Origin of the sequence: Streptomyces sp. NPDC014764 (genome assembly GCF_043082785.1) — a bacterium.
Classification (GTDB): Bacteria; Actinomycetota; Actinomycetes; order Streptomycetales; family Streptomycetaceae; genus Streptomyces; species Streptomyces althioticus.
On sequence record NZ_JBIBXY010000010.1, the window covers coordinates 1 to 10655 of the forward strand.

General features: G+C 71.6%; 11 protein-coding genes and 1 pseudogene. 9 read left to right on the forward strand and 3 right to left on the reverse strand.

Annotated elements, in window-relative coordinates; genetic code table 11:
* Positions 1 to 146: 146 nt before the first annotated feature.
* Positions 147 to 821 carry a lysophospholipid acyltransferase family protein gene (locus tag ACF1AG_RS22835; RefSeq protein WP_093552317.1) on the reverse strand — a complete coding sequence of 225 codons (675 nt, stop codon included), beginning with the start codon at positions 819 to 821 and terminating at the stop codon, positions 147 to 149.
* Between the two features lie 412 nt (positions 822 to 1233).
* Here ACF1AG_RS22835 and ACF1AG_RS22840 point away from each other — a divergent pair, with 412 nt between their 5' ends.
* The 3 genes from ACF1AG_RS22840 (at position 1234) to ACF1AG_RS22850 (ending at position 3555) form a co-directional block, all read left to right on the forward strand.
* Positions 1234 to 2412 (forward strand): glycerophosphodiester phosphodiesterase, encoded by a 1179-nt coding sequence (locus tag ACF1AG_RS22840; protein WP_359603757.1) that lies wholly within the window; start codon positions 1234 to 1236, stop codon positions 2410 to 2412.
* Between the two features lie 75 nt (positions 2413 to 2487).
* On the forward strand, positions 2488 to 3000 hold the full coding sequence (locus tag ACF1AG_RS22845) for a sigma factor (RefSeq protein WP_359603758.1): 513 nt from the start codon (positions 2488 to 2490) through the stop codon (positions 2998 to 3000).
* Between the two features lie 57 nt (positions 3001 to 3057).
* Positions 3058 to 3555, forward strand: coding sequence for a GNAT family N-acetyltransferase (locus ACF1AG_RS22850; protein WP_359603794.1), 498 nt, complete (start codon positions 3058 to 3060; stop codon positions 3553 to 3555).
* A gap of 47 nt (positions 3556 to 3602) precedes the next feature.
* Here the strand turns inward: ACF1AG_RS22850 and ACF1AG_RS22855 are convergent, their stop codons facing one another.
* Positions 3603 to 4031 carry a hypothetical protein gene (locus ACF1AG_RS22855; protein ID WP_359603760.1) on the reverse strand — a complete coding sequence of 143 codons (429 nt, stop codon included), beginning with the start codon at positions 4029 to 4031 and terminating at the stop codon, positions 3603 to 3605.
* Position 4032: 1 nt separating this feature from the next.
* Complete coding sequence (locus ACF1AG_RS22860; protein WP_122214976.1) at positions 4033 to 4392, reverse strand: hypothetical protein; 360 nt, start codon at positions 4390 to 4392, stop codon at positions 4033 to 4035.
* A 94-nt stretch (positions 4393 to 4486) separates the two neighbouring features.
* Here ACF1AG_RS22860 and ACF1AG_RS22865 point away from each other — a divergent pair.
* From ACF1AG_RS22865 to cbiE, 6 genes and pseudogenes are all read left to right on the forward strand, one after another.
* Positions 4487 to 5148: pseudogene (locus ACF1AG_RS22865) on the forward strand (HAD family hydrolase).
* Between the two features lie 390 nt (positions 5149 to 5538).
* Positions 5539 to 6576: a methionine ABC transporter ATP-binding protein gene (locus ACF1AG_RS22870; protein WP_387796768.1), complete on the forward strand. Its 1038-nt coding sequence runs from the start codon at positions 5539 to 5541 to the stop codon at positions 6574 to 6576.
* On the forward strand, positions 6573 to 7310 hold the full coding sequence (locus ACF1AG_RS22875; RefSeq protein ID WP_391810326.1) for a methionine ABC transporter permease: 738 nt from the start codon (positions 6573 to 6575) through the stop codon (positions 7308 to 7310). Before ACF1AG_RS22870 ends, ACF1AG_RS22875 begins: the two co-directional genes overlap by 4 nt.
* Positions 7311 to 7391: 81 nt before the next feature.
* Complete coding sequence (locus ACF1AG_RS22880; protein WP_391810327.1) at positions 7392 to 8219, forward strand: MetQ/NlpA family ABC transporter substrate-binding protein; 828 nt, start codon at positions 7392 to 7394, stop codon at positions 8217 to 8219.
* Positions 8220 to 8349: 130 nt separating this feature from the next.
* A complete protein-coding gene (locus tag ACF1AG_RS22885; RefSeq protein WP_359603771.1) occupies positions 8350 to 8988 on the forward strand; it encodes a GNAT family N-acetyltransferase in 639 nt (212 codons plus the stop codon).
* A gap of 109 nt (positions 8989 to 9097) precedes the next feature.
* Positions 9098 to 10309 carry a precorrin-6y C5,15-methyltransferase (decarboxylating) subunit CbiE gene (gene cbiE / locus ACF1AG_RS22890; RefSeq protein ID WP_391810328.1) on the forward strand — a complete coding sequence of 404 codons (1212 nt, stop codon included), beginning with the start codon at positions 9098 to 9100 and terminating at the stop codon, positions 10307 to 10309.
* The last annotated feature ends 346 nt before the right edge of the window (positions 10310 to 10655 follow it).

Below are 10655 nucleotides of genomic sequence, written 5' to 3' on the forward strand. Positions count from 1 at the left end.
ACACCCACCCCGTCGGTATGCGCCCCCCGGGGGGGGGGGTACGGGCGCCACACCCCCCCCCCCCCCCGCGGGTCACCCACAACCCGGGGGGGGCGCGGGGGTAAAACCCCCCGCGGGCCCCCGCCGAGAAGACGGCGTCGGCCCGACTAGGCCGCCTCTTTCGCCTTGCTGGCGTACATGTCCACGTACTCCTGCCCGGACAACCGCATCACCTCGGCCATCACCGAGTCGGTGACCGCCCGCAGCACGTACCGGTCGCGGTCCATCCCCTCGTAGCGGGAGAACTCCATCGCCTCACCGAACCGGACGGTGACCCGACCGGGGCGGGGCAGCCCCGCCCCGCCCGGCTGCAGCTTGTCCGTGCCGATCATCGCGAACGGCACCACCGGCGCGCCGGTCATCAGCGTCAGCCGGGCGATGCCGGTGCGGCCGCGGTACAGCCGTCCGTCGGGGGAGCGCGTGCCCTCCGGGTAGATCCCGAAGACGTTGCCCTCCTCCAGCACCCGGCGCCCGGTCATCAGCGCGGCCACGCCGCCCCGGCCGCCGTCGCGGTCGACGGGGATCATGCCGACGCCGGTGAAGAACCACGCCATCAGACGGCCCTTGAAGCCCTTGCCGGTGACGTACTCGTCCTTGCCGATGAAGAACACCTGCCGGTCGCAGACGAGCGGAAGGATCATCGAGTCGATGAACGTCAGATGGTTGCCGGCCAGGATCACCGGACCGTCGCCCGGGATGTGCTCCGCGCCCTCCACCCGTGGGCGGAACATCAGGCGCATGATCGGACCGAGCACTGCCTTGATGAGCGCGAAGCGGGACAACGGGCCCTCCGGTGGGAAGCGGACGTCGACGAATGCCGTACGAGTCTGTGCAGGTGAGGACATTACTCGCGGTCCGGGGAGTCGCGCACATCGGGCTCGTGGCAGTTAACCGAGGTCTTACGGACTCTTGACCAGGGTTCACCTGCGCGGCCGTGCCCGTGGGCGGCGCGCAACACGGCCGTCACGCTGTGACGCAGCTCGCCCGGACCCGCGCACCGCCCGGGTACCCGCGCCCGCCGGCACGAACCGGACGCGCCGTCACATCCTCGCCGGAATACGACAGACGTACGTCATCCGCAGGAGGGGCGTACGTCATGCGACACCACCCAAGTGTTCGGCCCGGGGTCTCCCGTGCGTCAACCGGGCGCACCTACGATCGGCCCGCACCGCACCAGCCACACAGGAGGCGTTCATGGCGACACCGGAGTCGAACGAACAGGCGAGCGGGACAGGCCGGCGGGCCGTGCTCGGAGCGGCGGTCCTCGGCGCCGGCGGCACCGTCCTCGGACTCGCCGGCACGGCCCGCGCGGCCCGGAACCCCGGACAGGGGCACGGACGCGGCCGGGGCCTCGACAGCCTGCCCGTGCCGACGATCATCGGTCACCGCGGCGCCAGCGGGTACCGGCCCGAGCACACCTTCGGCTCGTACCAGCTCGCCCTCGACATGGGTGCCGACATCGTCGAGGCCGGCGACCTCGTCCCCACCAAGGACGGCCACCTCGTCTGCCGCCACGAGCCGGAGATCGGCGGCACCACGGATGTCGCCGACCACCCCGAGTTCGCCGGGCGCCGCACCACCAAGACGCTGGACGGCGTCGAGGTCACCGGCTGGTTCACCGAGGACTTCACGCTCGCCGAGCTCAAGCGGCTGCGCGCCGTGGAGCGCATCCCCGCCAACCGTCCGCACAACACCCTCTACAACGGCCGCTGGGAGATCCCCACCTTCGAGGAGGTGCTGCGCTGGCAGGACGAGCAGACCCGCAGGCGCGGCAAGCAGGTGTGGATCTACCCCGAGCTCAAGCACCCCACCTACTTCCGCAAGCTGGGCCTCGGCCTGGAGGAGCGGGTGGCGAAGATCCTGCGCCGGCACGGCAAGGACCGCAGGAACTCGCCGGTCATCCTCCAGTCGTTCGAGCCGACGGCCGTCCAGAGGCTCGGCAAGCTGGTCGGCAACCCGCTCGTCGTCCTGCTCGACGCCGCGGGCACCCGCCCCTGGGACTTCACCGAGACCGGCGACCCGCGCACCGTCGACGACCTCATCACGCCCAAGGGCCTCAAGGAGATCGCCTCCTACGCGCAGGGCATCGGCCCCACCCTGAACCTGATCATCCCGCGTGACTCCGCGGACCGGCTCACCGAGCCCACCGGCCTGGTCCGGGACGCCCACCGCGCGGGCCTGATCCTGCACCCCTACACGATGCGCAACGAGAACCCGTTCCTGCCCGCGGAGTTCCGCAAGGGCTCCGACCCCGACGCCTACGGCGACGTCTTCGGCGCCTACCGCGCCTACTTCGCCACCGGCATCGACGGTGTCTTCACCGACCAGCCGGACACCGGGCTGCTGGCCCGCGAGGATTTCGTCAACCGCTGACCCGTCCCGCCCCGGAAGGGGTGAGCCACGCGCGCCCCGGGCAACCCCGCCCGGGGCGCGCGGGTCGTTGCGCACATGAGAACCCACGCGTCTCCCGCCGACGACCTGATCGTCCTGCTCGGCCCGCTCCTCGCCGCGGAGGCCGCCGCCGAGACCTCCGGCAGCGGCGCCGAACCGGACGACCTGGAACAGGCGGTCTGGCTCCGTCTTCTCGAGCACCTCCGCCGTGCCGGACCGCCCGCCGACCCGCCGCTCTGGCTGCGCCGCGCGATCCGTGCGGAGGCCCGCCGCATCCGCCGCACCGCCCGCCGCGAGACGGCACTGACCTGCGAACCCGCCGATGCCGGCCGGCACGACCCGGAGCGGCTCGCGCTCGTGGCCGCCCACCGCCGCGCCCTGCGTGACGCGGTGCGCCGGCTCCCCGGCCGCTGCCCCGGTCTGCTCGCCGCGCTGCTGTCCCCGCGCGATCCGACATACCGGGAAATCGCAGGGGAGTTGGGTATCTCACAGGGCAGTCTCGGCCCGGAACGCTCCAGATGCCTGGGATGTCTGCGTCGTTTACTCGCGGCGGAGGTTGCGGCGGGCTGAGGACGGGGATAGGAGTGGGGGACAACAGGTGATCAGGTGAGCGGGAGGCGTGCGCACATGGGCATGAGCGTGACCATCTCTGCGGCGGCCGAGCAGGACGCGGAGCAGATCTTCAGGTTGCAGTACCTGTGCTTCCAGAGCGAAGCGGCCCTCTATGGCAACTACCGCATCGATCCCCTGATCCAGACCCTCGACTCGGTCCGCGAGGAGGTCGCCCGGGACTGCGTGTTCGTCGCGCGCCTCGGTGACGAGATCGTCGGCTCGGTGCACGGCAGGATCACCGAGGACGGGGCCGCCGCGATCGGCAAGCTCTGCGTCCACCCCCGCCTCCAGGGCCACGGCATCGGCGCCCGGCTCCTCAAGGCCACCGAGGCGGCCCTCGCCGGCGAGCGCGGCGCCCGCACGTTCCGGCTGCACGCCGGTCACCGCAGCGAGAGCAACCTCAACCTCTACAGCAAGGTCGGCTACCAGCGCGTGGGCACGTCCCGCGGCGCCGACGGCGTACCGATGATCGTGCTGGAGAAGAAGGCGGAGACGTACGCGACGACCGCCTGACCGTGACGGCGTGACGTGGGTGGCCGCCCGGGAGGGCGGCCCGCCCGTCAGGCCGCCGGCTCCTGGGCGCGCGACCGGCGCAGCCAGTACACGGCGGTCAGCGGCAGCAGTACCGGGATGAAGAGGTAGCCCATCCCGTAGTCGGACCACACGGTGGCGTCGGGGAAGGCGGACGGCTCCACCAGCGTCCAGGTGCCGACGGTCAGCACGCCCACCAGCTCGGCCGCGCAGCACACCAGCGCCGCCTTGCGGGCCTTCTCCCCGCCGCGCACCAGCGTGTACGTGATGAAGCCGTAGACCACGCCGGCCAGCGCGGACAGCGTGTACGCGAGCGGGGCCCGGTCGAACTCGGTGGCGATCTGGTAGGCCGAGCGCGACACGGCGCCCACCACCATCACCCCGTACAGCCAGACCAGCAGCAGTCCGGGCCCGCTCGCCAGCCGCGTCCGGCCCGGCCTCTCCTGCGTCGCGGTCACCTCAGCCTCCCCAGATGTCGAACAGCCGCACCTCGAGCACGGCCAGCACCACGCCGCTCGCGGCGACGGTCACCGAGCCCCAGCGCGTGCGCTCGCCCAGCGACAGGAAGCCCGCCGCCGGGACGCAGGCGGCCGAGCCGAGCAGATACGCCACGAAGATCGTCGTGCCCTGCTCCGGCTTCTCGCCCCGGGCCAGCTGCACGATCCCGGCCACCAGCTGCACCAGCGCCAGCAGCGTGACCACGGCCATGCCGATGAAGTGCCAGTCCTTCGTCGGCTGGTCACGGTAGGCGGCCCAGCCGCACCAGGCGGCCAGCAGCAGCGCGGCGACAGCGGTCACCACGGTCAGGACATCCAGCATGGCAGGGAGCCTATTACGCCGGAAAAGCCGTGCTCACCCCGGCCCCGCGGCCGCCGTTCCCGGTCAGGGGCGACGGCCCCGTAGGGTCGATGGCATGACCATTCATGCGCGTGCCCTGCTGTTCGACAACGACGGGACCCTCGTGTCCTCCCTGGACTCCGTCAACCGCTGCTGGACCCGGTGGGCCGTGGAGTACGGGCTGACGGCCGAGGACTTCGCGCGGATCGAGCTGCACGGCCGGCCGGCCGCCGAGATAGCGGCCGACCTGCTGCCCGCCCACGTCGTGCCGCAGGCCGTCGCGCGCATCGAGGACCTGGAGGTGGAGGACGTCGCCGACGGCGGGGTGAGCCTGCTGCCGGGGACCAGGGAGTTCCTCACCGGGCTGCCCGCCGAACGCTGGGCCGTGGTCACCTCCGCCACCCGGCGGCTGGCCGAGGCCCGGCTCGGCGCCGTCGGCATCCTGCCCAAGACGCTGGTCGCCGCCGACGACATCACCCGCGGCAAGCCCGACCCCGAGCCCTACCTGCTCGCCGCGCGCACGCTCGGCGTCGACCCCGCCGACTGCGTCGTCTTCGAGGACGCCCCCGCCGGACTCCAGGCCGGCCGCGCCGCCGGCATGACGACCGTGGCCTTGGCCACAACCCACCGCGCCGAGGAGCTGACCGCCGACCTGGTCGTGAAGGACCTGTCGGCAACCTGTCGGCCCTGTCCGCACTGGTCACGGACGCCGGGATCGAGATCGCCGTACGCCCCTGACGTGCGCGCACGGGTGTCCACGGCTGTCCACTATGCGGACAGCCGAGTCCGTTCAGAAGTGAACGTCTGCTTTACTGACCGCATGACCACGACGAGCGACCGCATCCCTGCGACCGAGGCGACGATGACGCCCGGTGCTCGTTGTATGTGTCTTCTCCGAATGCGCGCCTTCTAGAGGGCCCCCGCACCGCCTGAGCCTCGCGCCCCGAAGCGAGAGCCGGCTCACGTCCGCTTCCGTGCCCCGCACGCGCGGCCGAGCCACGCCCCGCGCACGTCTCTCCCCGGACTTCCCCATGTCCACGAGAACCGTGCCGCCCTGCCGCCATTCCCTGCATGCCACGTGCCCGGCGCCCACGACGTGCCGCGCACTCGACAGTGACGGAAACCCACGTGATCACCACCTCGGGCCTCACCAAGGTCTACCGCTCGCGCGGTCGCGAGGTCACCGCCCTGGACGGCGTCGACCTGCACGTCCGCGAAGGCGAGGTCTACGGCGTCATCGGCCAGTCCGGCGCCGGAAAGTCCTCCCTCATCCGCTGCGTCAACCTGCTGGAGCGTCCCACCTCGGGCACCGTGACCGTGGCCGGCCAGGACCTCACCGCGCTCGCCGGCCGCGGCCCCCGCGCCGGCCGTGAGCTCCGCCGGGCGCGCAGCCGCATCGGCATGGTCTTCCAGCACTTCAACCTGCTGTCCTCGCGCACTGTGCAGGACAACGTCGAACTTCCGCTGGAGATCCTCGGCAAGAGCGGGAAGGAACGTTCCCGCAAGGCGCTGGAACTGCTCGACCTGGTCGGTCTCGCCGACAAGGCCAAGTCCTACCCGGCCCAGCTCTCCGGAGGCCAGAAGCAGCGCGTCGGCATCGCCCGCGCCCTCGCCGGCGACCCCAAGGTGCTGCTCTCCGACGAGGCCACCAGCGCCCTGGACCCGGAAACCACCCGGTCGATCCTCCAGTTGCTGCGCGACCTGAACCGCGGGCTCGGCCTCACCGTCCTGCTCATCACGCACGAGATGGACGTCGTGAAGTCGATCTGCGACTCGGCGGCCCTGATGGAGAAGGGCCGCATCGTCGAGTCCGGCACGGTCACCGACCTGCTGGCCACCCCCGGCTCGGAACTCGCCGCCGCGCTGTTCCCCGTCGGCGGCGAGGCGAGCGGCGACGACCGCACCGTCGTCGACGTGACCTTCCAGGGCGAGAGCGCCACCCAGCCGGTCATCTCCCAGCTTTCACGCACCTACAACATCGACATATCGATCCTCGGCGCCGCCATCGACACCGTCGGCGGGCTCCAGGTCGGCCGCATGCGCATCGAACTGCCCGGCCGCTACGAGGACAACGTCGTGCCCATCGGTTTCCTGCGCGAGCAGGGCCTGCAGATCGACGTCGTCGACCACGACGAGCCCACGCTGGTGAAGGAGGGCGCCAAGTGACCTGGTCCGAGATGCAGCCGCTGCTGGAACAGGCCTGTACCGAGACGCTGGTCATGGTCGGCTGGTCCACCCTGATCGCCGTCGTCGGCGGCCTTCCGCTCGGCATTCTGCTGGTCCTCACCGACAAGGGCGGACTGCTGCAGAACACCGTGGTGAACAAGGTCATCGGGCAGATCGTGAACGTCGGCCGCTCGCTGCCGTTCATCATCCTCATGGTCGCCCTGATGAACTTCACCCGCTGGGTCACCGGCACCACCATCGGCAGCGAGGCCGCGATCGTGCCGCTCGCCATCGGCGGCATCCCCTTCTTCGCGCGGCTCGTCGAGACCGCCGTGCGCGAGGTGGACCACGGGCTCGTGGAGGCCGTGCAGGCGATGGGCGGCAACACCTGGACCATCGTCCGCAAGGTCCTGGTCCCCGAGGCGCTGTCCTCGCTGATCGCGTCCACCACCACCACGGTCATCGCGCTCATCGGCTACTCCGCCATGGCCGGCACGGTCGGCGGCGGCGGACTCGGCGACCTCGCCGTCCGCTACGGCTACCAGCGCTTCGAGACCGGCCTGATGTGGATCACCGTGGCGATCCTCGCCGTGGTCATCTCGCTGATCCAGTTCGCCGGCGACTTCGCCGCCCGCGCCCTGCACCGCCGCGGCGCCCGCTCCGGACCCGGTCCGAAGCTGCGGCTGCTGAAGGGCGGGGAACCCGCCACCGCCGAGGTCGGCAAGGTCGCCTGACCCGGCCGCACCACTGCCCCGGCCCCCCAGACTCCCCGTGCACCGAGACGGGGTCGCACCACCCAAGGAAAGGCACTTTTCGTGCGTAACACCGCCAAGATCACCACCGCTGTCCTCGCCGCCGGAGCCCTCACCCTCGGGCTCTCCGCCTGCGGCTCGGACAAGGACGCCGCCTCCGACACCTCCGGCCCGCTGGTCGTCGCCGCGAGCCCCGTGCCGCACGCCGAGATCCTGAACTTCGTGAAGGACAACCTCGCCGAGAAGGCCGGCCTCGACCTCGAGGTCAAGGAGTTCACCGACTACGTCACCCCGAACACCGCGACGGAGGACGGCTCGGTCGGCGCCAACTACTTCCAGACCCAGCCGTACCTCGACGACTTCAACAAGAAGAACGGCACGCACATCGTGTCGGTCGTCGACGTGCACCTGGAGCCGCTCGGCCTCTACTCGCACAAGGTGAAGAAGGCCGACGAGCTGAAGAGCGGCGCCACGATCGCGATCCCCAACGACACCGTCAACGAGGGCCGGGCCCTGCAGCTGCTGGCCGCCAACGGCCTGCTCACCCTCAAGGACGGCGTCGGCACCTCGGCGACCCCCGCGGACATCACGGACAACCCCAATAAGCTCACCTTCAAGGAGCTCGAGGCCGCCCAGACCCCGCGCTCCCTGGACGACGTCGACGCCGCCGTGGTCAACGGCAACTACGCCATCGAGGCCGACCTGAAGCCCGCCGAGGACGCCCTGGTCCTCGAAGAGGCGCAGGACAACCCGAACAGCAACCTCCTCGCGGTCAAGGAGGGCCAGGAGAACGACCCGCGCGTCAAGAAGCTCGCGAAGCTCCTCACCTCGCCCGAGGTGAAGAAGTTCATCGAGGACAAGTACGCCGGCTCGGTGCTCGCCTCCTTCTGATCCGGCCTCGCGCCGGCCACGGGGTCCACTCCGCAGTGAGGGTGGACCCCGTGGTGCGTTCCGGTGCTTTCATGCTGCATGCTGGGCAGTTCAGCAGCACCCGACGGTCTCTCAGGTTACGGAGCGGCGCATGACGAGCACCTTCCCCGACATCTCCCTCAGCACGGAGCGGTTGGTGCTGCGTCCCCTCGACGCGGACGACGTCCCCGCCCTCGCCGCGATGATGAGCGACGAGCAGGTGGGCGCCTGGACCGGCGTCCCGCAGCCGTTCACCGAGGACACCGCCCGCACCTGGATCACCGAGTACGCCCCCGCCGAACGCGCCGCGGGACACGGCCTGGACCTCGTCGTCGCCGAGTTCCTCACCCAGCGCCTGGTCGGCCTCATCCGGCTCACCCGCACCAACTGGCACGTGCGGTCCACGGAGCTGTCGTACATCGTCGCCCCCTGGGCGCGCGGCGAGGGCTACGCCTCCGAGGCCGCGCTCGCCACCGCCCAGTGGCTGTTCCGCGACCAGAAGCTCCAGCGCGTCGAGCTGCGCACCGCCGCCGACAACACCGCCGCCCAGCAGGTGGCCCAGAAGATCGGCTGCATCAGCGAGGGCGTGCTGCGCAACGCCTGCATAGCCAGGGTCCGCGGCGAGGACGGCGGCTGGAGCGAGGTCCGCACCGACTACATCGTGTGGAGCCTGCTGCCCGAGGACATCGACAGCGCGGACGGACAACTGGCCGACAGCGGTGGCTTCCCCGGCTACACCGACTGGAACTGACGTCCGAGGGGCGTACGGCGGCCCGTGCCCGCACCAGGTAATCTCAGCAGACCGCCTCCGGGCGGAACAGCCGACGACGACCTGCGCAAACCTCAGGAGACTGACGACGATGGCCGACCGGGTCACGGTGATCGGCTGGGACGGCTCGCCGCTGACCGATGCGGCGCGCGCCGCGCTCGGCGCCGCCACGCTGGTCGCCGGCGCCGCACACCACCTGGCGCTCCCCGAGGTGCCCGCCGCGGCCGAGCGGATCCGCCTCGGCTCCGTCTCCCTCGCCGCCCGCCGCATCGCCGCCCACCGCGGCACCGCGGTCGTGCTCGCCGACGGCGACCCCGGCTTCTTCGGCGTCGTCCGCACCCTGCGCGCCCCGGAGTTCGGCCTGGAGGTCGAGGTTGTGCCCGCGGTCTCCTCGGTCGCCTCCGCCTTCGCCCGGGCCGGGATGCCCTGGGACGACGCGGAGGTGGTCGTCGCCCACCCGCGCACCCTGCGCCGCGCGGTGAACGTGTGCCGGGCCCACACCAAGGTGGCGGTTCTCACCTCGCCCGGCGCCGGCCCCGCCGAACTCGGCCTGCTGATGGAGGGCGTCCACCGCTCCTTCGTCATCTGCGAGGAACTCGGCACCGAGCGCGAACAGGTCACCGTCGTCACCTCCGACAAGGCAGCCGACCACACCTGGCGCGACCCGAACGTGGTCATCGTCATCGGCGGCCCGGTGGCCTCCGGCGACTCCGCCGGCTGGATCGCGGGACGCAGCCCTTCCGCGGGGCCGCGCGGCTGGACGCTGCCCTCCGGCGAGTACGGCGGCGACCTCGGCGAGGGCGAGCGGGAACCCGTGCGCATCGGCCAACTCGCCCGCCTGGGGCCGGGCCTGGGCGACCTCGTCTGGGACATCGGCTGCGGATCCGGCGCGTTCGCCACCGACGCCGCGCGGGCGGGAGCCGCCGTCATCGCCGTCGACCGCGACCGCCACGCCTGCGCCCGCACGGACTCCGCCGCGCGCCGTCACGGCGTCCAGGTGCAGGTCGTCCACGGCGCCGCGCCGCAGATCCTGGAGGACCTCCCCGAGCCGGACGTGGTCCGGGTCGGCGGCGGGGGAGCGGCCGTGGTCTCCGCCGTGGCCGACCGCCGTCCGCAGCGCATCGTCACGCACGCCGCCACCCGCGACGCGGCCGAACTGATCGGCCGGAACCTGACGGAGCACGGCTACCGCGTCGAGTGCGCCCTCCTCCAGTCCGTCGAACTCGACACCAGGGCCTGGACGGAGAAGGAACGGAGCGTCGCCTTCCTGCTCAGCGGGGTGCTGCCCGCCCGCGGCCGTTGAGCCCCATGGCCGTCCCCGTGATCGGTTTGTCGTACTGCGCGCGGTAAGCTGGCCGATCGTTGTACCGCACTGGTCACCCGACGCTTCGTCGGCCAATGTCCAAAAAGCGCGCCCGTTTTGGGGTGGGTCGTGGTACGGCAGGAACCGGAGGACGCGCAACGTGGCGCAGTCCACAGCGGAACCGTCGCCGATCAAGCTGACGCGACGGCGGTACGCCCGCGACAATGCCAGTGAATGGCTTTGTCGCCTTTTTCGGGCGGGCCGTTCGTGCCGCTGGGGACGCACGCTCGTTCTTCAGTGTGGGGCGGTCGGCGCGCCGTTCCGGGTGAGCTGGTCGTAGGAGCAC

Coding starts and splice junctions, on each gene's coding strand:
- ACF1AG_RS22840 (WP_359603757.1), top strand. CDS start 1,234: ATGGCGACACCGGAGTCGAACGAACAGGCGAGCGGGACAGGCCGGCGG.
- ACF1AG_RS22845 (WP_359603758.1), top strand. CDS start 2,488: ATGAGAACCCACGCGTCTCCCGCCGACGACCTGATCGTCCTGCTCGGC.
- ACF1AG_RS22850 (WP_359603794.1), top strand. CDS start 3,058: ATGGGCATGAGCGTGACCATCTCTGCGGCGGCCGAGCAGGACGCGGAG.
- ACF1AG_RS22860 (WP_122214976.1), bottom strand. CDS start 4,392: ATGCTGGATGTCCTGACCGTGGTGACCGCTGTCGCCGCGCTGCTGCTG.
- ACF1AG_RS22885 (WP_359603771.1), top strand. CDS start 8,350: ATGACGAGCACCTTCCCCGACATCTCCCTCAGCACGGAGCGGTTGGTG.
- cbiE (WP_391810328.1), top strand. CDS start 9,098: ATGGCCGACCGGGTCACGGTGATCGGCTGGGACGGCTCGCCGCTGACC.